The sequence below is a fragment of the Croceicoccus bisphenolivorans genome (assembly GCF_001634625.1).
Taxonomy (GTDB): domain Bacteria; phylum Pseudomonadota; class Alphaproteobacteria; order Sphingomonadales; family Sphingomonadaceae; genus Croceicoccus; species Croceicoccus bisphenolivorans.
Genome location: NZ_LRSE01000006.1, coordinates 144332 through 169443, shown reverse-complemented (window position 1 = coordinate 169443; position 25112 = coordinate 144332). Strand labels below are relative to the sequence as shown.

The following is a 25112-nucleotide window of genomic DNA, read 5'->3' as shown; positions in this document are numbered from 1 at the left end:
GCGCTATTCCGCCGCGTCTTGCGCCGGGTGCGTCGATTTCCACGTGAGCACCCGAACCAGATAGCCCAGCAGTGCCAGTGCCAACAGCCCGATGACGACGTAGCCGAGTATGTTTTCCAGACCCGAAAACCATCCTGCCAAAATCGTCGCACTACCGATAAGCAGGGCGTTCCAGATAGCCGCGCCGCCGAAGGTGAAGGCCAGAAACTTCACATGGTTCATGTGCATCAATCCCGCCGGAAGCGAGATTATCGTACGCAGGAACGGCGAAAAGCGCAGGAAGAAAACGACCCACTGCCCGTGGCGTGCAAAGAACCGCTCCGTTGCTTCGACATGACCCCAGTCCATCGTCAGCCAGCGGCCATGCTTTTCGACGAAGGGGCGTGTACGTTCATACCCCATCCGGTCGCCGAGCAGGAACCACAGGTAATTGCCGAAAGTCGAGCCGACTGTCCCCCACCACAGCAGGGGCCAGAAACTCATCCGGCCATGATGCACGGCATTGCCGCCCACCCACATGATCACTTCGCTGGGGATCGGCGGAAATACGTTTTCCAGCGCCATGAGGAAGGCGATGCCGAGATAGCCGCCGCCTTCGATCAGCTGGATGATCCATTGGTTCATGTCTGTTTCAACGCCCGAAACGGCGCGAGGGTCCGTCGCACTGCCCCGCGCGTCAACCCGCCTGCCGCTCGGATACGCGGGATTCGATAGCTTGCCAGATCATGGCGGAAGTGTCGGTGCCGTTGAACCTGTCGATTGCGACGATGCCGGTCGGGCTGGTCACGTTGATTTCCGTCAGCCACTTGCCGCCGATCACGTCGATACCGACGAAGACGAGGCCCAGTTCCTTTAGCTGAGCGCCCATGGCGGCGCAGATTTCCTGCTCGGTCTCGGTAAGGTCCGCCGCTTCGGCAAAGCCGCCCTGCGCAAGGTTGGAGCGGAACTCCCCCTCACCCGGCTTGCGGTTAATCGCACCCGCCACTTCGCCGTCCACCAGCACGATGCGTTTGTCGCCCAACGACACTTCGGGAAGGAAGGGCTGCACCATGAACGGTTCGGGCCATGTCTGCAGGAACATCTCGACCAGAGCGGACAGGTTCGCCGCGTCCTCGCCGATGCGGAACACCGCCTTGCCGCCATTGCCATGCAGCGGCTTGATGACGATACCGCCCGGATACTTTTCGGCATGCTCCGCCATGAAATCGCGCACATCCTCGATCCGGCGGGTGATCAGCGTGGGCGGCATGAACCGCGCGAAATCCAGAACGTAGATCTTTTCCGGCGCGTTACGGACCGAAACGGGATCATTGACGACAAGTGTCTCGCCCTTGATCCGCTCCAGCAGCCATGTGCCGGTGAGATAGCCGATATCGAACGGCGGATCCTGTCGCATCAGCACGACATCGACATCGCGGCCAAGATCGATCGTGCGATGTTCGCCCAGCTCGAAATGATCGCCTTGCACGCGCTGGACGCTGACCGGCGCGGCCCATGCCGTGACGCGGCCACTACCCTCACCATCCGACTTCCACGCAAGGGTGCGGACATCGTAATGGAACAGTTCGTGCCCGCGCGCCTGTGCCGAAAGCATCAGGGCAAAGCTGGAATCGCCGCCGATGTTGATCGAATCCATCGGGTCCATCTGGACGGCGACGCGCAAGGGTTTGGTCAAGAGAAGCTTCCTTCAGAACTGGCCGATCAGAACTGGCCCGCGTTCGCCAGATGGCGTGGCAAGCGGCCCGGCGCAAGGAGGAGGACGTCGATCCGCATGTCATCGCCCTCTCGCAGGTACTTGTGCGCCTCCACTTCGGCAGCGGCGCAAACGCGGGCAAGGCGTCGCGCATCGATGGCAAGGTTCAGGTCGTCCGCCCTGGCGCGCCATTTCACCTCGACGAAGATCACCATCGATCCGCGCCGGGCGACAAGATCGATCTCGCCAGCAGGGTTGCGGACCCGTTCGGCAAGGATGCGCCAGCCCTTGGCGCGTAAGTACATTGCAGCAGCGGCCTCGCCCTTGCGGCCCTGCCGCTCTGCGCGAACGCGTTTGGGGGCGGCTCCTGTCACTTCAGGTCAAGCGCGCGGGCGTATAGCATCTTGCGATCGAGGCCGTACGACTTGGCCAGTCGCGCGGCTGCTTGCGATGGTTTTTGCGTTTCGAGCTCAGCGCGAAGCAGGGCGTCGATGTCGAGATCCTCGCTCGCCTGCTCGCCCGGCGGGCCGATCATCAGTACGATCTCGCCCTTGGGCGGATGGGCGGTGTAATGCGCCACGAGATCGGCCACGCTGCCACTGCGGCATTCCTCGAACTTCTTGGTCAGTTCACGCGCCACGGCCACTTCGCGGCCCGGCAATGCCGCCTCGATCGCGGCGAGAGCGTCGAGCAGGCGCGGCGAGGTTTCGTAGAACACCAGTGTCGAACGCACCGCGCCCAGTTCGGCCAGAACGTCGCGGCGCGCCTTGTCCTTTACCGGCAGGAAACCGCCGAACAGGAACCGGTCGGTCGGCAAGCCGGATAGGGTAAGCGCGACGATCAGCGCGCTCGGCCCCGGCACGCTGACGACGTTCACACCCCGCTCCCGCGCTTCCTTCACCAGTTTGTAGCCGGGGTCGGAAATAAGCGGCGTACCCGCATCCGATACCAGCGCCACCGGTTCTTGCGCAGCCATGGCTAGCAACCGCTCCCGCACCGCCTCATCCGCATGGTCGTCATAGCGGATCAGACGCTTTTTAAGCCCTGCGTGGTGGAGCAATTTGCCGGTAACCCGCGTATCCTCGCACGCTACCGCGCCGCAGGCTCCGAGCACCGCAAGCGCACGCGTGCTGAGATCGCCGAGATTGCCAATCGGGGTCGCGACAATATAGAGGCCGTGTGGCAAGCCGGAATACAGGTTGGGTTCAGTCACGAGCTTTTCTTTTGCGGCGGACATATCTGGTGCCAATGCACGGGGTTTTCAGGGAGATGCAAGCATGAACACGCACGGGTCCTTCACGCGAAGGGGCACGATGCGCGCCGGCACCGCCGGTCTGATGGCGCTTTTGCTGGCCGGTTGCGCCGGCATGGTTCCCAAAAGCGAGGCTCCGCCCCCGCCGCCAGAACAGCCGACGGCAACCCAGCTTCCCGACCAGAACGAGACGCGGCACCGCGTCGCCCTGCTCGTGCCGCAGTCCGGTGCGAACGCGGGCGTGGGGCAAAGCCTTGCCAATGCGACGACGATGGCGCTGCTCGATACGAACACCGCCAATATCCGCATCACGACGTATGATACCGCGTCCGGTGCCCGCTCTGCGGCCCAGCGCGCGATTGCCGACGGCAACCGCCTGATCCTCGGCCCGCTGCTGTCCGACGATGTCGCCGCGGTAAAGGCCGTGGCCGCGCCGGCGCGCGTGCCGATCATCAGCTTTTCCAACGATACGACCATTGCCGGTGACGGGGTCTATGTCATGGGGCAGGTTCCGGCCCAGTCGCTGGAACGTTCCATGAAATATGCCGTCAGTCAGGGGATGACCACTTTCGGTGCCCTGGTGCCGAACGGAGAATACGGCCGCAGTGCTTCGGATGCCATCATGGCGACCGGTCGGGCCACGGGTGCGCGGGTCATGGCGATCGAGAGTTACGACCGCGATTCGACATCGCTCGCCAATGCCGTGAAGCGGCTTGCCGCCAAGGGCGACTATCAGGCGATCGTCATTGCCGACGGTTCGCGCATGGCCGTTCGTGCTGGCCCGCTGATCCGCGATGCGGAAAAGGCGGCCAAGATCATCGGCACCGAACTGTGGAGCGGCGAGGAACAGGTCGTGCAGGCATCGTCGCTACGCGGTGCATGGTTCTCCGCCATCAGCGACGGCCGCTTCAAGCGTTATTCGGACAGCTACAAGAGCCGGTTCGGTGCCTCGCCGTACCGCATCTCGACGCTGGGCTACGATGCCGTTCTGCTGACGATCAAGGTCGCGCGGGACTGGAACGTGGGAGACCGCTTCCCGACCCGTCCGCTTGGCGATGCGGGCGGCTTCATCGGCCTCGACGGGGCGTTCCGCTTTGACGGGGGCGTGGTCGAACGCGCGTTCGAGGTTCGCGAAGTGACGTCATCCGGCGTGAAGGTCGTCGCACCCGCGCCGACGAAGTTCTGACCGCGCATTCGCCACTGGCGATAACTTGTCCGGCGCGCTTGCCTCTGCGGCGCGCCGGGCGGTAGCGTTCCCTTTATGTCTGATGACCTGTTCGAGAATGCGCCCGCCGGTTCGGCAGAGGCCTACGACAGCTCCTCGATCGAGGTGCTGGAGGGGCTGGAGCCTGTTCGCAGGCGGCCGGGCATGTACATCGGCGGCACGGACGAGCGTGCGCTGCACCACCTCGCCGCCGAAGTGCTGGACAACTCGATGGACGAGGCCGTGGCCGGCCACGCCAACCGGATCGAGGTTTTCCTTGATGCAGGGCCGGACGGCACGGCGGGCACCATCACGATCAGCGACAACGGCCGCGGCATGCCGATCGACGAGCACCCCAAGTATCCGGGCAAGTCGGCACTCGAAGTCATCCTGACGACGCTGCATTCGGGCGGCAAGTTTTCCGGCAAGGCCTATGCCACCAGCGGCGGCTTGCACGGTGTCGGCGTTTCCGTCGTCAACGCGCTGTCGGTAGAGACGCGGGTCGAAGTCGCGCGGAACAAGGAGCTTTACGCGCAGACTTTCTCGCAAGGTTTGCCGACATCGAAGCTGGAAAAGATCGGCGCAGCACCCAACCGGCGCGGCACGACCGTCACTTTCACGCCCGATCCGGAAATCTTCGGCGCGCAGAAGTTCAAGCCCGCGCGCCTGTTCCGGCTGGCCCGTTCGAAAGCATACCTGTTCGCAGGCGTCGAAATCCGCTGGAAGTGCGCGCCTTCGCTGGTGAGCGATGACGTTCCCGCCGAAGCGGTGTTCCAGTTCCCCGGCGGCCTTGCCGATCACCTGAGGGAGCAGGTCGGCACCCGCGAATGCGTGACGACCGATTTCTTCGCCGGATCGCAGGAGTTCCCCGCAAACGAGCAGGGCCTTACCCTAGGCCGCGTCGAATGGGCCATTGCGTGGCCACTGTGGTCCGACGGTTCATACAGCTGGTACTGCAACACCATCCCCACGCCCGATGGCGGCACCCATGAACAGGGGCTGCGCGCCGCGCTGACGAAGGGCCTGCGCGCCTTTGGCGAACTGGTGAAGGAGAAGAAGAGCAAGGACATCACGCCAGACGACGTGGTGACCGGAAGCGAGGTCATGCTCTCGCTCTTCATCCGCGACCCCCAGTTCCAGAGTCAAACGAAAGACCGCCTGACCAGTCCGGAGGCGGCGCGCCTCGTCGAAAACGCGATCCGCGATCATTTCGACCATTTCCTTGCCGACAACATGGAACGCGGGCGCGCGCTGCTGGGCGCGGTGATGGAGCGGATGGACGAGCGCCTGCGCCGCAAGCAGGAGCGTGAGGTCAAGCGCAAGACCGCCACCAACGCGAAGAAACTACGCCTGCCGGGCAAGTTGACCGACTGTTCGGGCGAAGGCAGCGGCGAAACCGAACTCTTCATCGTGGAAGGCGACAGCGCGGGCGGCAGTGCCAAGCAGGCACGCGACCGCAAGACGCAGGCGATCCTGCCGATCCGCGGCAAGATCCTGAACGTCGCATCGGCCAGCGCCGACAAGATCCGCGCCAACCAGGAAATCGCGGACCTGACGCTGGCGCTCGGTTGCGGCATCCGCAAGGACTGCGACCCCGAAAACCTGCGTTACGACCGCATCATCATCATGACCGACGCGGATGTCGACGGCGCCCATATCGCGACGCTGCTGATGACGTTCTTCTTCCGCGAAATGCCGGAAATCGTGAGGCGCGGTCACCTGTTCCTCGCCCAGCCGCCGCTCTACCGCCTGACTGCCGGTAAGGAGAGCCGTTACGCCCGCGACGACGCGCACCGCGCCGAACTGGAAGCGTCCGTTTTCAAGGGTAAGAAGGTTGAAGTCGCTCGCTTCAAGGGCCTTGGCGAAATGAACCCGCAGCAGCTGCGCGAAACGACGATGAGCGTCGAAAGCCGCAGCCTCATCCGGATTACGCTGCCGACCGAATTCGAACAGCGCGCCAGCGTCAGCCGGCTTGTCGACGAATTGATGGGCCGCAACCCGGAACACCGGTTCAACTTCATCCAGAACCGCGCCAGCGAAATCGACCGCGACCTGATCGACGCCTGATCTGCGTCACCCCGTCCCTGCGCCTTGTAACGTTGCACTGCACAATCTAGCGTGCGGTCAAACGTAACGGATCAAGGCCAAGGACAGCGATTGGGAATGGACCAGAAATTCACCGGCACCGAAAACTACGTCGCAACCGATGACCTGAAGGTGGCGGTCAACGCCGCCGTGACCCTGCGCCGCCCCCTTCTCGTGAAGGGTGAGCCCGGCACCGGCAAGACCGTGCTTGCCCACGAAATCGCCAAGGCAACGGGCGCCCCGCTGATCGAATGGAACGTGAAATCCACGACCAAGGCACAGCAGGGCCTTTACGAATACGACGCGGTCGCCCGCCTGCGCGACGGGCAGCTTGGCGATGAACGGGTTCACGACATTTCGAACTACATCCGCAAGGGCAAGCTGTGGGAGGCGTTCACCTCCCCCGAATTGCCCGTCCTGCTGATCGACGAGATCGACAAGGCCGACATCGAGTTTCCCAACGACCTGCTGCAGGAACTCGACCGGATGAGCTTCGACGTCTACGAAACCGGCGAGCGGATCGAGGCGCGCGAACGCCCCATCGTCGTCATCACTTCGAACAACGAGAAGGAACTGCCCGACGCCTTCCTGCGCCGCTGTTTCTTCCACTACATCAAGTTTCCCGACGCCGACACGATGCGCGAGATCATCGACGTCCACTTCCCCGGCATCCAGAAGAACCTCGTCACCAAGGCGATGGAGATCTTCTACGAACTTCGCGACGTGCCGGGCCTGAAGAAGAAGCCGTCGACGAGCGAACTGCTCGACTGGCTGAAACTGCTCTTGGTCGAGGACATGCCGCTCGACGTGCTGCAGGATCGCGACCCGAGCAAGGCAATCCCTCCGCTCCACGGTGCGCTGCTGAAGAACGAGCAGGACGTGATGATGTTCGAACGTCTTGCCTTCATGGCGCGCAGGCAGGGACGATGAGCGCGCCGTACCGCGGCACCTGCGCCTGCGGCGCGGTCACGGTCTCGGCGCATTCCGAACCGATCGGCACGCGCCAGTGCTGGTGCCGACAGTGCCAGAAAATCGCGGGTGGCGGGCCGACGCACAATGCTATTTTCCACAACGGGGACGTGACGATAACCGGCACGCTCGGCTCGTCCATCTGGACGGCAGCAAGCGGCAATATGCTAACGTTCCATTTTTGCCCTTCGTGCGGAACACAGGTTTTTGGGCAAAGTTCGGCGCGAATGCATCTGAAAACGATGCGTTTAGGCATCTTCGATGGAGACCACGGCCTGCGTCCGCAAGCGGTGATCTGGACGGAAGATGCGCCAGACTGGGCCCAGATCGATCCGACGCTCGAATGCTGGCCCCAGCAACCCCCTCCTCCGCCAGAGCCGGCCTGAACCATGCTCCTCTCCTTCCTCGACGAACTGCGCGCGGCGGGCATTCCCGCCAGTCTCAAGGAGCATCTGACGCTGCTTGAAGCGCTCGATCGCGATGTGATCGAGCAGACGCCGGAGGCATTCTACTACCTCTCCCGCGCGACATTCGTGAAGGACGAGGGACTGCTCGACCGGTTCGACCAAGTGTTCCAGAAAGTCTTCAAGGGCGTGCTTACCGACGACGGGCAGGAAGCCGTCGACATTCCAGAGGACTGGCTGAAGGCCATTGCCGAGAAGTTTCTCAGCGCCGAGGAGATGGAGAAGATCAAGTCGCTGGGCGACTGGGACGAGATCATGGAGACGCTGAAAAAGCGGCTTGAGGAGCAGCAGGGTCGCCATCAGGGCGGCAACAAGTGGATCGGCACGGGCGGCACCAGCCCCTTCGGCAACGGCGGCTACAATCACGAAGGCGTGCGGATCGGCGGGGAAAGCCGGCACAAGCGGGCGATCAAGGTCTGGGAAAAGCGCGAGTTTGCGAACCTCGACAACACGAAAGAACTGGGCACCCGCAACATCAAGATGGCCCTGCGCCGCTTGCGCCGGTTTGCGCGTGAAGGGGCGGCGGACGAGCTTGACCTCGACGCCACGATCCGTGGCACCGCGCGGCAGGGATTCCTCGACATCCATATGCGGCCCGAACGGCACAACGCGGTCAAACTGCTGCTGTTTCTGGACGTCGGCGGATCGATGGACCCGCATATCAAGCTGTGCGAAGAACTGTTCAGCGCGGCCCATGCCGAGTTCAAGAACCTCGAATTCTTCTACTTCCACAACTGCCTTTACGAAGGCGTGTGGAAGGACAACCGCCGCCGCTGGGCAGAGCGGACGAAGACCTGGGACGTGCTTCACAAGTACGGGCACGACTACAAGATCGTCTTCGTCGGCGATGCGGCGATGAGCCCATATGAAATCAGCCACCCCGGCGGCAGTGTTGAGCACATGAACGAGGAAGCGGGACACGTCTGGCTAAGCCGTGTGACGCATACCTACCCTGCCTGCGTCTGGCTGAATCCCGAACCGCGCCGGATCTGGGACTACAACCAGTCCAACAAGATGATCCGCCAGTTGCTAAATGATCGCATGTATCCCCTGACGCTGGAGGGGCTGGACGATGCCATGCGCGAACTGAGCCGCAAGCAGGGATGATCGAGCTTCCCGAAGGCATCGAACTGGAAGATCCCCGTCCGATCGTGGCCGATGCGCCTTATACGTTCTTCATGCCGTTCGAAGTGGAACTGGCAGCGCTGAAACCGCTGGACGGGATCAAAGCGATCTTCCGCCAGACCGTGGGCGAACCGAAATATTCCGCCGAACGGATGTGGGTCCTGATCGAGAGGATCGAAGACGGCGACGTAATCGGCACGCTGGACAACGAGCCTTCGGGCATGGACCGCATCAAGCTGGGTGACCGGGTTCGCATCCCCCTCACCCACGCGATCTCCACCGCGTTCCACAAGGACAATCCCCGCCCAGAGGTGCCGGAACGCCGCGAATACTGGGACCGCTGCTTCGTGGACGACTGCGTGCTCGAAGGGCGCAGCCATGCCGACTACATCTATCGCGAAGAACCGGACATGACCCGCGACGGCGATAAATATCCGGACAGCGGCTGGCGCATCCGCGGGACGGAGGAGGCAGTTGAAGACGACGAGAGAAACGAATGCAGCCCCCACTACATCGCCATTGGCAAGGTGCTGAATGCGGATGACCGCTGGATCGGACTGCTCGACAGCCCGGTCGACAGCCATTTCCGGTGGTGGCCCGAAGACAACGCCTATATCGAACTGAAATAGGCATCGAACCCGAACAGGCACAGCGATGTGCCTTCTTGGGCGCTGCCGCCATCGTGACTATCTGTAGCGCATGACCAGACAACCTGCCCTTTTCGTCGGCCATGGTTCGCCCATGACGATGATCACCGAAAACCCGGAACGCCGCGCGATGGAGGAACTGGGCCGCCGTCTGCCGCGTCCGGACGCTATCCTTGCCATCACGGCCCATTGGACCACGCACGGCGAAACCCGCCTGACGAGTGGAACCGCGCCGCATACCATTCACGATTTCCGGGGGTTTCCGCAGGAATTGTTCGACATGCGCTACCCCGCCCCCGGCTCGCCCAAACTGGCGCAGCGTGCGGCGGAACTGATCGGCAACGGCGCAGTGCTGGACGACGGTCACGGCTTCGATCATGGCGTCTGGGGTACGCTATTGCCAATGTTTCCCGCCGCGGAAATTCCGGTCGTCGCGATGAGCGTGGACATGGCGCTGAATGGCGAAGAGCATCGCCGGATCGGCGAACGGCTGGCCGCCTTGCGCGATGAGAACGTCCTGATCCTTGCCAGCGGAAACCTGATCCACAACATCTCTCTCTGGCGGCAGAGCAAGGGCACGCAGCCCGAATGGGCGGTCGATTTCCGCGGTCGCACGAACTCGGCCTTGCTGGAACGCGAAGACGCCGGACTGCTGGCTTTCGCAGCCGATGACCGCGCCGCCCATGCGGCGATCAACAGCGGCGAGCATTACGTGCCGCTGCTTTACCCGCTTGGCGCGCGACAACCCGATGACGAGGTCGCGCTGTTCAACGACACGCTCGACGGCGCGCTGTCGATGACATCGGTAATCTGGGGCGACGCTTCGCTGGTCGAAGGGCTTTAGTACAGCAGCAATGGCGCGATCTCCTCACGCCATTGCGCTTCGTCCGCGCCGGCAATCGCTTCCAGATCGCCGGGCGCGCTACCGGCATCGTCGACCCATTCGCGCAATGCTGGTCCGCCGTTGATGACGTCGATGGCAAGCCGGTCGAACTCGTACTCGTAAGGAAAGTCGCGCCAGACCGGATAGTCGGGATAGAGCCGCCGGATCGCCTTGAACGCCAGTGCCTGCAGCCGCCACGGGCGGAAGGCGTGGTGGTCGTAGAACGCCCCTTCGGCATGGATCATCAGGCCGTTGCAAAGCTGCCCCGCGTGCTTGTGAAACGTCGGCTCGAACCAGCATTCGCGGATCGCGCAACCGGACAGCCATTCGGGGGCGAAAGCGCGCATTTCGGCCAGTACGGCCTTCGCGTCCACATCGGGCGCGCCGAACAACACTTCGAGCGGGCGGGTCGTGCCCCTGCCCTCGCTCAGCGTAGCGCCCTCTATCATCACCGTGCCCGCATAGGCGCGCGCCATGTTGAGGTTTGCCGCATTGGGGCTGGGATTGATCCAGATGCGGCTTTCCGGCCAGCCGAAGCCGCCGCCTTCGGGCTGCCACCCTTCCATTTCGACCACACGATAGGCAACGTCGAGATCGAAGTGCTTGATGAACCAGTGCCCCATCTCGCCCAGTGTCAGGCCGTGGCGCATCACCATCGGTCCGGCACCCACGAAACTTTCCTGCCCCGGCAGCAGCAACGTACCCTCAACCGGGCGACCCGCCGGATTGGCCCGGTCCAGCACCCAGACTTCCTTGTCCAGCTTTGCAGCCTCTTCCAGCAGGTAGAGCAGCGTGGTCACGAAAGTGTAGATGCGACAGCCCAGATCCTGCAGATCGAACAGGAATACGTCCGCCGTGTCCATCATCGTCGCCGTCGGGCGACGCACTTCGCCATAGAGGCTGAAGACCGGAATGCCGTGGACGGGATCGGTCTCGTCCAGCGTTTCGACCATGTTGTCCTGCTTGTCGCCCTTCAGCCCGTGCTGCGGGCCGAAAGCGCTGGTCACATTCACCCCTGCAGCGATCAGCGCGTCGAGCGAATGGGTCAGGTCCTCTGTAACGGAGGCCGGATGGGCGACGAGTGCGACGCGCCGGCCTTCAAGCGGGGCGCGCAGGCTCGCATCGGCGAGCAGGCGATCGATACCGAATTTCATGGGCGTGCTGGTGCGGCAAGCGGAACGGTGAAGCAAGCGGGATCGTGAAAATCGGGAACGTCGCGCGAATGTTCCAGTGCCCAGAACGACTTGTGCCCGCCAGTCTCCTCGATCACCGCAGTCAGACCCGCCCGTGTGAAGCCGGCAAGGTCGCGCGGCATCAGGCTGACATTGATCGCCAGCATCCTGTCACCTGCCTTAGCGGAAACGGCGGGCATCTGCATCGGATCATGGTCTGCCATGCCGGTGCGCGGCCCGTCGAAATCGTAAACGGCCCAGCGGCCCGAAGTCGAGAAATTGAATTCGCGATAGGACCCGTCGTCGCGCAGTGCGAACAGTTCGAAGCAGGTGGTCTGCCACAGCTCGTCCTGCCGTCCGCGACCGGCGAACTCGGGGATCACGAGTTCCTCGATCCCGTCGATTCGGAAGCGGGCCATGGCAAGGCCTTGGTTGGGAAAGATGATCTCCGCCTCTACGGAGCGGATGGCCAGCGGCGGGTGCGCCGGATGCGGAACCAGTGGCTGCATGTCCCCATCAATAGCCGCCGCGATGCCGTGCGCAATCGCCAAATTGCAATGCGCGAAAGGAAGCCGCTCGCGGCCCTTTGCCTCGCGCCCGCCGCATGCTAACCGCCGCGCGTCATGACACAGTACAAGTCCTCACTCCTCCGCCTGCTCGACGAACGCGGCTACATCCACCAGATGACCGATGCGGCAGCGCTCGATACCCTTGCCGCCGGCAGTGTCGTGCCGGGATATGTCGGTTTCGATGCAACGGCGCCGTCGCTGCACGTCGGTTCGCTGGTGCAGATCATGCTGCTGCACCGCCTGCAGCAGGCCGGGCACAAACCGGTCGTCCTGATGGGCGGCGGAACCACGCGCATCGGCGATCCCACGGGGCGCGACGAAAGCCGCAAGATGCTGAGCGACGAGACGATCGAGGAGAACATTGCCTCGATTCGCCGGATCTTCGACCGGCTGCTGACTTTCGGTGACGGACCGACCGATGCCGTCATGGTCAACAACCACGACTGGCTGGGCCAGCTCGGCTATATCCAGTTGCTGCAGGAAGTGGGCACCCACTTCACGGTCAACCGCATGCTGACTTTCGATTCCGTCAAGCTGCGGCTGGAACGCGAACAGCCGATGACCTTCCTCGAATTCAACTACATGATCCTGCAAGGGTACGACTTCCGCCACTTGTCGAAGGACATGGGCGTGCGCCTGCAGATGGGCGGATCGGACCAGTGGGGCAACATCGTCAACGGGATCGAACTTGGCCGCCGCATGGACGGGACCGAACTGTTCGGCGTAACCACCCCGCTGCTGGCCACTGCCAGCGGTGCCAAGATGGGCAAGACCGCCGCAGGCGCCGTCTGGCTGAACGAGGACATGCTGCCGAACTACGATTTCTGGCAGTACTGGCGCAATTGCGACGATGCCGACGTGGGCCGCTTCATGCGCCTGTTCACCGACATACCGCTTGAAGAGATCGCCGAACTCGAAGCGCTGGAAGGCGCTGCGATCAACGATGCGAAGGTGCGACTCGCCAACGAAGTGACCGCACTTGTCCGCGGCGAAGAGGCTGCCCGTACCGCCGAAGCGACTGCGCGCGAAACCTTTGCCGGTGGCGGCCTTGGTGCAGACCTGCCCACGCTCGACATTCCCGCCGAAGGGATGTCGGTCGTATCGGCGCTGACCGCGCTGGGTTTCACGAAATCCAATGGCGAGGCGAAGCGCAAGGTTGCCGAAGGCGCGGTAAAGCTGGACGAAGCGGCAGTCACAGATCCGGCCATGCAGATCACGCTGGCCACAGGGTCCAACGCGAAGCTTAGCCTGGGCAAGAAAAAACACGGCATCCTGCGCGCGTGATTAACGCGGGGGCGCGTCTGAACGGACCGCTCCCGCGACGCGCATTTACCTTTTGTTCGCCATTGGCAGTTACCTTCCGGTTCATTCGGACAGGAGGACAAACGCAGTGATCGGTGGTGCGCAACTTTCGGTGACGGACCTGCGCCAGGCCGCCCGTCACCCTGTCGATTATCCGGTTCTGGCCGAACACCGCCGCATCGGCGACATCCACATGTTGGTCACCAACGTTTCGTCGAACGGCTTCATGGTCGATGGCGAATTGCCGATCGGTCGCGGCGAACGCGTCATGCTGCGCCTTCCCGAAATCGGCCGGATCGAGGCGCATGTCATCTGGGTTGCCGAAGGCCGCGCCGGATTCCAGTTCGAACGCATCATCCGCCCCGACGCCTTTGTCGCAATGGTCGACCAGATGCAGCCCCGCGCCAAGCCGCGCCCCCGCCTGCGCAAGTAACCGAACGGCCCGCGCGTTCTTGTAATTTGCGCGGCCGCACCGCACATGGCCGGCATGTCGGAACAATTACTCAAGAACATCGCGCTGCTGATCGACGCGGATAACACCACGCCGCAGGGGATCGATCCGGTACTCACCGTCCTTGCCGAACTGGGGCAGGTGAACATCCGCCGCGCCTATGGCAACTGGGCCAAGCGCAGCCTTGCCAACTGGAGCAAGATTTCCAACCGCTACGGAATTCGCCCGCAGCAGCAGTTCGACCTGACGAAGGGCAAGAATGCCACCGACATGGCGATGACGATCGATGCGATCGACCTGCTTTATCAGGGCAAGGTCGACGGCTTCGGCATCATGAGCAGCGACAGCGATTTCACGCCGCTGGTTACCCGCCTGCGGCAGGACGGGCTTACCGTCTATGGCTTCGGCAGCGCCAAGACGCCCGAAGCGTTCAAGGCGGCCTGCACCCGCTTCATCGACATCGACGCGCTGATCAAGCAGAGCAAGGCGGACGAGCCGGATGCGACCCCGGCCGAAAAGGAAGAAGGCGCCCCTGCCCCGATCGACAAGGACCTGATCGATTTGCTGGGCAAGGCGTGGAAGGCCGCGAGGCGCGATGCGGACGGTTACGCAAGGCTTGGCGAGGTCGGGCAGATCGCGGGCAACCGGTCCAGCTTCGACGTGCGCAACTACGGTTTCGAACGGCTGAGCGAACTGTTCGAGAAGCTTGACCAGTTCGAGGTCGTGATGCGCAACAACCAGCCGTTCGTGCGGCGCCTGCGCTAACTTTCCACCCTTCCAACGAAAAAGGGCGACCCTGCGGGGCCGCCCTTCTCATTTGGCGTCAGGACCGGTCGATCAACCGGCCTTGTCGTTGACGTAAGCGATCCACAGGCGTGCAAGCTGCGAACGCGATGCGCCGCTGACTTGTCCAAAAGTGGTCTTAGCTTCATCGAACTTGCCCTGATCGGCCAGCGCGATGCCAAGACCGGTCAACGCACGATCCTTGTCGGCAACGCCGGCGGCAATTGCCTTGCGGTACATCGCCTCTGCATCCGCACCCTTGCCGTAACCGAGGTAGGTGTCACCTACAGCCAGTGCCGCCGCACCGTCGAGCGAGCCTTTGGCATCGGCGTTTAGTTCCCTGAGGACCGAGTCATACCGGCCCGACGCAAGCTTCAGCTCGTCACCGGCAAGGCTGTCCGTCGATGTCAGCAGGCCTGCTGCGATACCGGCTTCGACCAGCGTCTTGACTTCGGCAGGACGGCGACGCGCGTCGGCAGCGGCAAGATACGCCATGTACTGGCGACGATCGCTCAGCGCATCGGCGCGGTACATCAGGCGCAGAAGGTCGAGCTCTTCTTCCTTTGTATACCTCGAAAGCGCGGACAGGACCTTGTAGGCTTCCGTCCGGTATTCATCGCGCGGATTGCTTTCGATCACACGGACGGCCCACAGGGCGGCCTGATCGTTGAGGCCGTTATTGGCCGCGATGGCCAGACCACGAAAAGCATCGGTGTCAGCAGGCGCTTCGCCAGCCGCCTTGCGCAGGGCGATCGCCTTTTCAATCGTGGCGAGCGCCTGCGGATAGTCCTTCTGCTGCACGTAGACTTCGGCAAGCGTGGCAGGAACCGCCGGGTCCGCCGGCATCAGCGTTGCGGCCTGCTCAAGATATCCGCGTGCGGCCGCATAATCCTGTGCATTGTAGCCCAGCTGGCCAGCCGCAAGGAAAACCTTGCCTGCCTGTTCGGGAGCGATCTTGCCGCTGTCGGCCATCAGCTTGATGCCCTGATACTGCAGGGCCGTGTTGCTCGTCTTGGCGCCAAGGTTGTAGATCAGCTGGCCGCCGGCAAGCTTTTCATCGGCCGAAGCGATCGTCGCCGACAACGTGCCAATTTCGGCAGCAGCAGTCGCCGGATCGGCTTCCGCCTTTTCGGAAAGCGGCTGATAAACCGCGATGAATTCCTTGGAATATTCGCCGCCGCCGCTCTTCTTCTTGGCAGCCAGAGCCGGGCTTGCAGCCATGCCCATCACGCCAACGGTGCCCAGCGAAAGCGCAACTGCCATGGCAGTACGCGAGAACGAACGCTTCATTTAAAAACTCCTTACAGCCATCCTGCAAGGCGCACTTTACGGTGCATCCTTGCCATCAAATGCTCTAAATTCCCGATCCGCGCACGCTCTTGCCGAGTTTCTACCGCGAAGGCAACCGACCAAACACGCCCGCATCACTTGCCTTTCGAGGTAGAGAAGCGTGACTGAACGCGCATTGAATGGCTCGTTGCGCAGCCCCATATCGGCGTCGGCCCGAAGCGTGCCGCCAATTGTGGACAAAGCACGGTTTTTCGGGTGCCAAAGGGTGTCCTCGCTGGCCTTTTCACCCCCCCTCGCCTAACCCCTTCGCACAGTAATTTTATAGAGCAGCAAGAGCCGCCTGACACGTGAACGACATGACTGATACCGCCCCCACCCCCGGCGGCCCCGACATCGAGCCGATCGACATCGTCGATGAGATGAAGTCGAGCTATCTCGACTACGCGATGAGCGTCATCGTCAGCCGTGCCCTGCCCGATGTCCGCGATGGTCTGAAGCCCGTTCACCGCCGCATTCTCTTTGCCAGCCAGGAAGGCGGCTTCGTCGCCGGACGCCCTTATCGCAAGAGCGCGAAGATCGTCGGTGACGTGATGGGTAACTACCACCCGCACGGCGACAGCGCGATTTATGACGCGCTGGCCCGCATGACCCAGAACTGGTCGATGCGACTGCCGCTGATCGATGGCCAGGGCAACTTCGGTTCGATGGACCCCGATCCGCCGGCATCGATGCGTTATACCGAGGCGCGCCTTGCCAAGGTCGCGAACTCGCTGCTCGACGATCTCGATAAGGATACTGTCGATTTTGCAGACAACTACGACGGTTCGCGTTCCGAACCGACCGTGCTTCCCGCGCGTTTCCCGAACCTGCTGGTCAACGGCGCGGGCGGCATCGCGGTCGGCATGGCGACCAACATCCCGCCGCACAACCTGGGCGAAGTGATCGACGGCTGTCTTGCCATGATCGAAAATCCGGCCATCACCGTGGATGAACTGTTCGAGATCATTCCAGGCCCCGATTTCCCGACTGCGCCGCTGATCCTCGGCCAATCAGGCGCGCGTAACGCCTATCGCGAGGGGCGCGGCTCCATCCTGATGCGCAGCCGCCACGAGATCGAGACGGGCCGCAACGATCGCCGCTCGATCGTGCTGACATCGATCCCGTTCCAGGTCGGCAAGTCCAACCTCGTCGAGAAAATCGCCGAAGCCGCGAAGGAAAAGCGGATCGAGGGGATTGCCGACATCCGCGACGAATCCAGCCGCGAAGGCATGCGAGTCGTCGTCGACCTGAAGCGCGATGCCTCGCCCGAAGTCGTGCTCAACCAGATCTGGCGCTATACACCCGCGCAGTCGAGCTTCCCGGCCAACATGCTGGCGATCCGCGGCGGCCGCCCCGAAGTGCTGAACCTGCGGGATATCCTGCAAAGCTTCATCCACTTCCGCGAAGACGTCATCACCCGCCGCACGAAGTACGAGCTGAACAAGGCCCGCGAACGCGCGCACATCTTGCTCGGCCTTGTCATCGCGGTCACCAACCTTGACGAGGTGGTGAAGATCATCCGCGGTTCGGGAAGCCCCGCGATCGCACGCGAAAGCCTGCTGCAGCGCGAATGGCCGATGGGCGAGATCGCGCCCTACATTCGCCTTGTCGAAGCGATCGAGGATGACGACGATCTCGACAAGCAGCCGACCTACAGGCTGAGCGAGACACAGGTCCGCGCAATCCTCGACCTGCGCCTGCATCGCCTGACCGCCATGGGGCGCGAGGAAATCGGCGAGGAACTGCAGAAGCTGGCCACCGACATCGCGGAATACCTCGCGATCCTGGGCGACCGGGTGAAGCTCTATGGCGTGATGCAGGACGAGCTGCGCGAAGTTCGCGACGCCTATGCGACGCCACGCGTTTCCGAAATCGCCCCCGCGTGGGACGGCATCGAGGACGAGGACCTGATCGAACGCGACGAGATGGTCGTTACGGTCACGATGGACGGCTATATCAAGCGCACTCCGCTCTCCACCTTCCGCGCGCAGGCACGTGGCGGCAAAGGCCGCGCCGGCATGGCGACGAAAGAGGCGGATGCGATCACCAACCTGTTCGTAACCAGCACCCACAACCCGGTCCTGTTTTTCTCAACCGCGGGCAAGGTCTATCGCATGAAGGTCTGGAAGCTGCCCGAAGGCAGCCCCACCACGCGCGGGCGCCCGATGGTGAACCTGCTGCCGCTGGGCGAAGGGGAAACGATCCAGACCGTGCTGCCCCTGCCGGAGGACGAGAACGAGTGGGGCAACCTGCACGTCATGTTCGCCACCGGCAACGGCACGGTGCGTCGCAACTCGATGGCATCGTTCACGAACATTCCGTCAAACGGCAAGATCGCAATGCGCTTCGACGACGACAGCGACGACTACCTCGTCGGCGTTCGTCTGCTGACACCGCAGGACGACGTGCTGCTGGCCAGCAGGCAGGGCAAGGCCATCCGCTTTGCCGCCGAAGACGTGCGCGAATTCCAGTCGCGCACTTCCACCGGCGTGCGCGGCATGACGCTGAAGGGTGACGACCGGGTTATCTCGATCTCCGTCCTCAACGGCGCGGAGCTTGAGCAGCGCGACGAATACCTGCGCGCCGCCCCGTGGAAGGAAAACGAGAGCGAACCCACGCTCGACGCCGAAACGATGGCCCGCATGGAAGAGGCGGAGGAGTTCATCCTTACCGTCTGCGCCAACGGCTATGGCAAGATGAGTTCAGCCTACGAATATCGCCGCACCGGTCGTGGCGGTCAGGGCATCACCAACATCGACAATATCGGGCGGAACGGCCCCGTCGTCGCCAGCTTCCCCGCGCACAAGGGCGAGCAGTTGATGCTCGTTACCGATCAGGCGAAGTTGATCCGCATGCCGCTGTCTTCACTTCGCGTGATCGGACGCGGCTCGGCAGGCGTGCGCCTGTTCGACGTTGCCAAGGGCGAACATGTCGTCGGCGCAGCGCGCATCGACGAAGAGGAAGCGCCCGAAAACGAGGCCGAGGAAGCCATCGTCGAGGAGATCATCGGCCGCGACGCGGAACCGACGACGCCGGACACGACGATCGACCGCGACGACACTCCGCCAGAAGAACAGTAACCCGCCTGCGCCTCAGGCGGCGGCGTCGCGCCGCAACCTGCTGACTACTCCGGTCGCGATCATCAGCTGGCCGGAGTAGTAGAGCGGCCAGACGAGCAGTTCGCCTAGCGGACTATCGCGCAACACCGGCCCGCTGATCGCGAAAAGTACCAGCTCCGACAGCACGAACAGGATCGCCCCTGCCCCGACGCGATAGCGGGAAAACCGGCTGGTCCATGCCATGGCCGCCATGATCCCCAGCATCAGGGAAAAGCCGGTCACCAGCAACCTGCCGTCTTCGCCAGCCAGCAATATCCAAGCCAGCAACGGCAGGATCACGACCAATGCGGCGGCAAGCAGCTTCTGCGAAATCGAAGTCGTCTCCCGCCGGTTGCGGGAATAGAGCCAGATCGCAAGCAGGAGCGAGAACGCCATCAGCGTACCCGCCGCTGCATAGCGAAGTTCGCTCATCGCGTCGGCCATGGCAGCAATCGCCATGACACCGCTGAGGATCGTGCCGTCAGGGCCAAGGTGGCGCTGATAGGCATAGACGGCCAGAAGCGCGAGCGGGATGGCTTTCCACGCGATCTTGAAAAGGCCGGGCACGACATCGCTATCGCCGAAGGCCCACCATGCCAGCGCCGCGATCAGGCTGGCGAACAGCCACGGACGACGCTCCACCAGTGCGCGCTTTACCATCCTGCCAGCCCTTTGCCGAACCGCGCCATTTCTTGCTGCCCCTGTTTTCTGCGACCTTTCGGCCTCTTTGCATTTGCATTGGGCACTAGGCAATCGCTAACCGGCTGGGATGACACACGACGTTCACATCATCGGCGGCGGGCTGGCCGGAAGCGAAGCCGCATGGCAACTGGCAAGCCGCGGCTTGCGCGTGCGCCTCTCCGAAATGCGCGGCGGCGGCGATACGACGGCGGCACATCAGGGTGACGGGCTGGCCGAACTCGTCTGCTCCAATTCCTTTCGTTCGGACGACGATACATCCAATGCCGTCGGCCTGCTCCATCACGAGATGCGCGCCTGCAATTCGCTGGTGATGCGCGCCGCGCATGAGGCGCGAGTACCCGCAGGCTCGGCCCTCGCCGTCGACCGCGACGTATTTTCCGCCCATGTCGAACGCGCGCTGGGCGAACTCCCGAATGTCGAGGTCGTACGCGAAAGGATCGACACCCTGCCCGCATCGGGCATGACCATCGTGGCGACCGGCCCGCTGACCACCGCGACACTGGCCGAAAGCATCGGCGCGGCGACGGGTGCGGACAGCCTCGCCTTTTTCGATGCCATCGCGCCCATCGTCTATCGCGACAGCATCGACATGGACATCTGCTGGATCCAGTCGCGCTGGGACAAGCGGACCGAGGCATCGAACGAGGATGGCGATTATATCAACTGCCCCATGACGCGGGACCAGTACGTCGCTTTCCGGCAGGGCCTGCTCGACGGCGAAAAGACCGAATTCAAGCAGTGGGAGGCCGACACCCCCTACTTCGAAGGCTGCATGCCGATCGAAGTGATGGCCGCGCGCGGCGAGGATACCTTGCGCTTCGGCCCGATGAAGCCGGTGGGGCTGGACAATCCGCGCGACGTAACGCCGGAATTCCCGCAAGGACGCTGGCCCTATGCCGTGGTGCAGCTGCGTCAGGACAACAAGCTTGGCACGCTATGGAACATGGTCGGTTTCCAGACCAAGCTGAAGCACGCGGCGCAAGTCGAGCTGTTCCGCACGATTCCCGGCCTGGAAAACGCGCAGTTCGCCCGGCTTGGCGGCCTGCATCGAAACACCTTCCTGAATTCGCCAGTCCTTCTGGACCGACAGTTGCGGCTGAAGTCGGCCCCGCATGTCCGGTTCGCTGGGCAGATCACCGGCTGCGAGGGATATGTCGAAAGCTCTGCCGTCGGCATGATGGCCGGCATGATGGCTGCGGCGGAACTGACCGGAAAGGCATGGCAGTCGCCGCCGCGAACGACTGCGTTGGGCGCGCTGCTGTCGCACATCACCGGCGATGCAGAGGCGGCTAGCTATCAGCCGATGAACGTCAATTTCGGGCTTTTCCCAATGCCGGAGGAGGACGTGAAGAAAAAGGACCGCAAGCGCGCCTATACCGAACGAGCGAAGCGCGACCTGTCGGCTTGGCTGGGAGAGGCGAAGCTGACCGAACCTGCCTAGCAGGCGCAGCGCCGCGCCGGTTTGCGCTTGGGCGCGGTGGTGCGGAATTCATCGGGCGTCAGCCTGCCATCGCCGTTGGCGTCCGCCCCTTCGAACTTCGTCACTGTCGTGACGGCCCATTCCTCGAAGGTCAGCAGGTTGTTGCCGTCCTTGTCCAGCCTGCGGAATGCTGACACCCGAGTGGACAACATTTCGTTGCGTGTAATGATAAGGTCTCGATTGATGTCATAACGCGCGAAGCGGCGCTGTTCGTCCGACATCTTTACCGCGGTCGGCAATTCCGGCCCCTGCATGTCGGCAACTTCGACCGTGGGGAGCGGTTCAGGCTCTTTCCTTTCAGGCGAAGCGATAGCCTCTGGCGGGGGCAAACCCTCCGCTTCTATCGCACGGCCCTGCCACCAGAACAGCCCGATCGCCACCAGAATAAGGGCGCCGAACGCGCCCACCAGCATACGGTTCATGCCCTACCTCCTGTTGAAGTGCAGGTTAACTGATTGATGTGGCGTTGAAAGTGCCGGCGGCAATTCATCAACGACCGATTATTCCGATCCGCACGGCCGTCAGAAAGTCTGCCACTGTCGGCCCGGTCTCCTGCTCAAGACCCCGCGAGGCCAAGGCATCGAGGATTGCCGCAGGCCTGATCGCGCGCGGGGTGGGCGAACCCGGCCGGTTTGCGCCTTGATGCAAGGCCAGCACCGCGCGCCGCTCCTCCTGATCGGAAAGATGCGCGACGACATCGGCCAACGCCCAGCGATAGCCAAGATCGTATCCCGCCTGCGCCTCATCGCCATGTCCACTCAGGCGCCCAATCGCGGCCACGACATCGCCTCGCGCGCCGGCCAACGAGGCGAAGGACGCTGCATCAAGCGGCGCTTCGCCCAGCATCGCTTCCCAGCCATCGGCAAGGGCCGCAAGCACTGCGGCATCCTCCCAAGCGGCCAGTGCCCCAAGCAACACATCGCCCGCCGGACGATCTGCCACAGGCTGCCCCAGCGTCTCTCGCCACCAGGCAAGGCGCATCTGCGCCAGCATCGGTTCCCGCGCGGATGCGACGATATGCGCGAATCGGCGATCGAGGGCGAGAAACCCGAACCAGAGATGGCGGCAGCGCGCAGGGGCGTAGCTGGCCGCAAGCCTTGCCAGCGGGGGCAATTCAGCAATCAGCGCCTGCCCTTCTTCCCGCCAAAAGCGCCGAATGTCAGACCGATGGGTCACTAACACATCATTAACCCTGTTCCTTCAAAACCTGCTTACCAGAAACACCGTAATTTCAGCGCGTGTATCCATAATCGTGCAGGCGTTTGCCGCTTGCATGAACGTTAGTTTGCAAGGGGGCAATCGATGATCCTTCGCCATGCGACCAGGCGCGCCACGCGATTTCTCCGCCGTTTCCGGGCGGATACCGGCGCGAACGCACTTCTTATCGCCGCGTTCGGCGCGCCGATGATCATCGGCGGTGGCGGCTTCGCCGTCGATTTTGCCCAGATCTATCTGTGGAAACGGGAATTGCAGTTCGCCTCTGACCAAGCCGCGATTGCCGCTGCATGGGAGCTGGCGAACAACCAGAACAGCACTACATACGTCGAGCGCGGCCTGACCGAATTCAACGCAAATGAATCGGTGACAAAGGATATCAACACTACGCCCAGCATTACCCTGTCCAATTATGCGGGCGAGGTTGGAAACGCCGTTTCGGTCAGTGTGAGCGCGACGCGGATGCTTCCCTTCACAAGCTATTTCACGCGCTCTGCCACGACTGTTTCCGTATTCAGCCAAGCTGCCTTTACCGGCGGCCTCGTCACGACAGAATGCCTCAAGGCCGTCGATCCCCATGACGGCGGTACCATCACATTCAACGGCAACCCCGTCTTTACCGCAGGCTGCGGCATTGCCGCGCTCTCGGATTCCAAGCGTATCTGCGTAACTTCCTATGATACCGACGGCTATTGCATCGACAAGGATGATGGCACCAGCGGTTGGGAAGGCGAAGACGCCATCGTCGCCAATGGTACGCCCACGATCGATGCCGGCACTATCGTGACTGCGGGCACCGTCGATGACGACATCGAACTTATCACAGACGACCTTATCATCGAAAACTTTGGTCAGCTTTACGACCAGTTTGCCGATGTTGTCCCGCCGATCAACAACGTTCCGACCAACCCTCCCGGAAGCTATTCCTGCACGTCGGTCGGCAACGGCAAGGGCAACGGCGGCCCCGGCAAAAAGATAGGCATCGCCACTCCCGGCTGGCACACCGGCGGTATCAAGGTAGCTTGCGACACGACGTTCCAGCCCGGCATCTACGTGATCGACGGCGGAATGCTGGACATCGGCGGCAATTACAAGACGCTGGGCACCGATATCATGTTTATCCTGACGAACGGCGCGGGGATCAAGGTGGTTGGCACGTCCGACAATGGCCAATCGACCGAGATCAACCTTCAGGGAATCACGGAGACGACGCTGATCAACAAATATGGCGTCGACCCAGATCTCGCGCACAAGATCAACGGTATGCTGGTTTACGAAGACCCGGAATCGGAAGGCTACAATCCTTCGGGTGAAGGTCTGGGCAACAAGTTTGCGGGCACGTCTACCACATGGATCAGCGGCACGATCTATTTGCCCAAGAGCACACTGAGCCTTGCCGGCACGGCAAACGTGGCAAACATCTGCCTGACAATCATCGCCAACAAGATCAACCTGAACGGTACGGTCAACATGTCGGACTTCTGCCCCAACGACCAAACGCATGAGGAAGTCGTGTTCCTCGGCACCGTCCGGCTTGTTTCGTGAGGTCAGCCATGAACATGCTCGCCAATTTTGCGCACCGGTTTTTCGAAGAGGATCGTGCATCGGTTCTCATCGAAACGGCCTTCGTCGCCCCCGCTCTCGTCGGCCTCACGCTTGGCGGGGTAGAGGCCGGAGCGATGTATGCGCGTCAGACACAGCTGCAGCAGATCGCCTCGAACTCGATGGAAATCGTGCTGACCTCCGCGCCCACCACAGAACTCGAAGGCGCTGCGACCCTCAACCAGGTGCGCGCCTATGCAGCCGAAGCCAGCGGGCTGACCGCAACGACGAGTTCGGAACCGGCAGTCGGCCAGGTCGCGGTGTACAAACGTTACCGTTGTGGCAACAACAGCGCGCGGCAGGCGACATATGGCTGTTCGAACGAGAGCCAGTCCATCAGCACTTTCGTCGTGATCTACCTGCGGACCAGCTATTCGCCCGTGTGGACCAATTACGGCATCGGGCAGGACTTCGAATTCAACGTGAAACGCAGCGTACAGATAGGGTAGGCCGATGAACACGTTCCTCAACCGCCTGAAAAACGACGAACGCGGCGTCTCCATCATCGAAGTGGCATTCCTGCTGCCCGTTCTGATTGGGATGATGATCAGCGTGCTTCAGGTCGGCCTCTATCTCCAGGCGCAAAACGCGGTTCGTGGCGTCGCGGGAGAGATCAGCCGGTTCATGGCGGTTGAATCGCAGAAGCGAAACAGCCTTACGCCCTCACAGATGGAGGATGCCGCACTCAGTATCGCGGTGACTCCCCCCTACATCCTGCAAATTTCGCAGCTGACCATCGACGTCAGCGAAAGCGCCACGCAGGATATTGACCGCGTCCGCAAGATGGACGTCAATATGAACTACACGGTGCCAAACATTCTGGGCTTTGCAGACTGGGGTGTGCTGGAAATCGACTATACCCGGCAATTGTTCATCCCTGAAGATCTGGTGCGCGAGGATTCCACCGACACCACGGACACAGGTGATGGCACTGGCGACGGGACCACCGATGGGACTGATCCAGGCACCGGAACCGACACCGGCGGTGGCGATCTGGGCGCCTGATCTCCAGAAGAAAATCGCACCAAAGAAAAAGGCCTGCCACCGCGAATGCCGGTGGCAGGCCTTTCTCATTGTGAGCTTCGCC

Annotated in this window: 25 protein-coding genes; 15 read left to right on the top strand and 10 right to left on the bottom strand. The window is 62.5% G+C overall.

Annotation, left to right across the window (positions count from 1 at the left end; all coding sequences use genetic code 11):
- Positions 1–3: 3 nt before the first annotated feature.
- From A7A77_RS08705 to rsmI, 4 genes are read right to left on the bottom strand one after another with little or no spacing between them, the layout of a single operon-like run.
- Positions 4–624, bottom strand: a complete 621-nt coding sequence (locus tag A7A77_RS08705) for a DedA family protein (RefSeq protein WP_066556343.1) — start codon at positions 622–624, stop codon at positions 4–6.
- A gap of 52 nt (positions 625–676) precedes the next feature.
- Entirely contained in the window at positions 677–1675 is a 999-nt protein-coding gene (gene gshB / locus A7A77_RS08700) for a glutathione synthase (protein ID WP_281180002.1), read from the bottom strand.
- 26 nt (positions 1676–1701) lie between these two features.
- Positions 1702–2067 carry a YraN family protein gene (locus A7A77_RS08695; RefSeq protein ID WP_281180001.1) on the bottom strand — a complete coding sequence of 122 codons (366 nt, stop codon included), beginning with the start codon at positions 2065–2067 and terminating at the stop codon, positions 1702–1704.
- Positions 2064–2906, bottom strand: coding sequence for a 16S rRNA (cytidine(1402)-2'-O)-methyltransferase (gene rsmI / locus A7A77_RS08690; RefSeq protein ID WP_245638432.1), 843 nt, complete (start codon positions 2904–2906; stop codon positions 2064–2066). The genes A7A77_RS08695 and rsmI overlap by 4 nt, the downstream gene beginning before the upstream one ends.
- Positions 2907–2970: 64 nt before the next feature.
- Between rsmI and A7A77_RS08685 the strand changes: the two genes are divergently transcribed.
- From A7A77_RS08685 to ygiD, 7 genes are all read left to right on the top strand, one after another.
- Positions 2971–4131 (top strand): penicillin-binding protein activator, encoded by a 1161-nt coding sequence (locus A7A77_RS08685; RefSeq protein WP_082836017.1) that lies wholly within the window; start codon positions 2971–2973, stop codon positions 4129–4131.
- A 75-nt stretch (positions 4132–4206) separates the two neighbouring features.
- Positions 4207–6216 carry a DNA topoisomerase IV subunit B gene (parE, locus tag A7A77_RS08680; RefSeq protein ID WP_066556338.1) on the top strand — a complete coding sequence of 670 codons (2010 nt, stop codon included), beginning with the start codon at positions 4207–4209 and terminating at the stop codon, positions 6214–6216.
- A gap of 96 nt (positions 6217–6312) precedes the next feature.
- A complete protein-coding gene (locus A7A77_RS08675; protein ID WP_066556337.1) occupies positions 6313–7164 on the top strand; it encodes an AAA family ATPase in 852 nt (283 codons plus the stop codon).
- Positions 7161–7589 (top strand): GFA family protein, encoded by a 429-nt coding sequence (locus A7A77_RS08670; protein ID WP_066556335.1) that lies wholly within the window; start codon positions 7161–7163, stop codon positions 7587–7589. The genes A7A77_RS08675 and A7A77_RS08670 overlap by 4 nt, the downstream gene beginning before the upstream one ends.
- Before the next feature lie 3 nt (positions 7590–7592).
- Entirely contained in the window at positions 7593–8774 is a 1182-nt protein-coding gene (locus A7A77_RS08665; protein WP_066556333.1) for a vWA domain-containing protein, read from the top strand.
- Entirely contained in the window at positions 8771–9421 is a 651-nt protein-coding gene (locus A7A77_RS08660) for an immunity protein Imm33 domain-containing protein (RefSeq protein ID WP_066556331.1), read from the top strand. Before A7A77_RS08665 ends, A7A77_RS08660 begins: the two co-directional genes overlap by 4 nt.
- A gap of 70 nt (positions 9422–9491) precedes the next feature.
- Complete coding sequence (gene ygiD, locus A7A77_RS08655; protein ID WP_066556330.1) at positions 9492–10283, top strand: 4,5-DOPA-extradiol-dioxygenase; 792 nt, start codon at positions 9492–9494, stop codon at positions 10281–10283.
- Here ygiD and A7A77_RS08650 read toward each other — a convergent pair.
- Both A7A77_RS08650 and A7A77_RS08645 read right to left on the bottom strand, forming a co-directional pair.
- Positions 10280–11476, bottom strand: a complete 1197-nt coding sequence (locus A7A77_RS08650; protein WP_066556328.1) for an exo-beta-N-acetylmuramidase NamZ family protein — start codon at positions 11474–11476, stop codon at positions 10280–10282. The two genes, ygiD and A7A77_RS08650, sit on opposite strands and share 4 nt — an antisense overlap.
- Positions 11473–12003 (bottom strand): DOMON-like domain-containing protein, encoded by a 531-nt coding sequence (locus A7A77_RS08645; protein ID WP_066556556.1) that lies wholly within the window; start codon positions 12001–12003, stop codon positions 11473–11475. Before A7A77_RS08645 ends, A7A77_RS08650 begins: the two co-directional genes overlap by 4 nt.
- Before the next feature lie 114 nt (positions 12004–12117).
- Here A7A77_RS08645 and tyrS point away from each other — a divergent pair, with 114 nt between their 5' ends.
- The 3 genes from tyrS to A7A77_RS08630 all read left to right on the top strand — a co-directional run bounded on the left by tyrS (position 12118) and on the right by A7A77_RS08630 (position 14581).
- Entirely contained in the window at positions 12118–13347 is a 1230-nt protein-coding gene (gene tyrS, locus A7A77_RS08640) for a tyrosine--tRNA ligase (protein ID WP_066556327.1), read from the top strand.
- Positions 13348–13453: 106 nt separating this feature from the next.
- The gene (locus tag A7A77_RS08635) at positions 13454–13798 is read left to right on the top strand and encodes a pilus assembly protein PilZ (RefSeq protein WP_066556326.1); all 345 of its coding nucleotides are present in this window, start codon (positions 13454–13456) and stop codon (positions 13796–13798) included.
- A gap of 54 nt (positions 13799–13852) precedes the next feature.
- Positions 13853–14581 (top strand): NYN domain-containing protein, encoded by a 729-nt coding sequence (locus A7A77_RS08630; protein WP_066556553.1) that lies wholly within the window; start codon positions 13853–13855, stop codon positions 14579–14581.
- Between the two features lie 72 nt (positions 14582–14653).
- Here the strand turns inward: A7A77_RS08630 and A7A77_RS08625 are convergent, their stop codons facing one another.
- Positions 14654–15889 carry a tetratricopeptide repeat protein gene (locus A7A77_RS08625; protein ID WP_066556321.1) on the bottom strand — a complete coding sequence of 412 codons (1236 nt, stop codon included), beginning with the start codon at positions 15887–15889 and terminating at the stop codon, positions 14654–14656.
- A 356-nt stretch (positions 15890–16245) separates the two neighbouring features.
- Here A7A77_RS08625 and gyrA point away from each other — a divergent pair, with 356 nt between their 5' ends.
- Positions 16246–19008: a DNA gyrase subunit A gene (gyrA, locus tag A7A77_RS08620; protein ID WP_066556319.1), complete on the top strand. Its 2763-nt coding sequence runs from the start codon at positions 16246–16248 to the stop codon at positions 19006–19008.
- 12 nt (positions 19009–19020) lie between these two features.
- Here gyrA and A7A77_RS08615 read toward each other — a convergent pair whose 3' ends face one another.
- On the bottom strand, positions 19021–19686 hold the full coding sequence (locus A7A77_RS08615; protein WP_066556318.1) for a lysoplasmalogenase family protein: 666 nt from the start codon (positions 19684–19686) through the stop codon (positions 19021–19023).
- Between the two features lie 109 nt (positions 19687–19795).
- Here A7A77_RS08615 and trmFO point away from each other — a divergent pair, with 109 nt between their 5' ends.
- Entirely contained in the window at positions 19796–21169 is a 1374-nt protein-coding gene (gene trmFO, locus A7A77_RS08610; protein ID WP_066556317.1) for a methylenetetrahydrofolate--tRNA-(uracil(54)-C(5))-methyltransferase (FADH(2)-oxidizing) TrmFO, read from the top strand.
- On the opposite strand, the gene A7A77_RS08605 is transcribed toward trmFO, so the two are convergent.
- A complete protein-coding gene (locus A7A77_RS08605) occupies positions 21166–21630 on the bottom strand; it encodes an EF-hand domain-containing protein (protein WP_066556316.1) in 465 nt (154 codons plus the stop codon). The genes trmFO and A7A77_RS08605 overlap by 4 nt on opposite strands.
- Before the next feature lie 67 nt (positions 21631–21697).
- Positions 21698–22384, bottom strand: a complete 687-nt coding sequence (locus A7A77_RS08600) for a hypothetical protein (RefSeq protein ID WP_082836016.1) — start codon at positions 22382–22384, stop codon at positions 21698–21700.
- 126 nt (positions 22385–22510) lie between these two features.
- Here A7A77_RS08600 and A7A77_RS08595 point away from each other — a divergent pair, with 126 nt between their 5' ends.
- From A7A77_RS08595 to A7A77_RS08585, 3 genes are read left to right on the top strand one after another with little or no spacing between them, the layout of a single operon-like run.
- Positions 22511–23968 carry a TadE/TadG family type IV pilus assembly protein gene (locus A7A77_RS08595; RefSeq protein ID WP_066556315.1) on the top strand — a complete coding sequence of 486 codons (1458 nt, stop codon included), beginning with the start codon at positions 22511–22513 and terminating at the stop codon, positions 23966–23968.
- An 8-nt stretch (positions 23969–23976) separates the two neighbouring features.
- Positions 23977–24474, top strand: coding sequence for a TadE/TadG family type IV pilus assembly protein (locus A7A77_RS08590; protein ID WP_066556314.1), 498 nt, complete (start codon positions 23977–23979; stop codon positions 24472–24474).
- 4 nt (positions 24475–24478) lie between these two features.
- Positions 24479–25030, top strand: coding sequence for a TadE/TadG family type IV pilus assembly protein (locus tag A7A77_RS08585; RefSeq protein ID WP_066556313.1), 552 nt, complete (start codon positions 24479–24481; stop codon positions 25028–25030).
- Positions 25031–25112 lie beyond the last annotated feature (82 nt).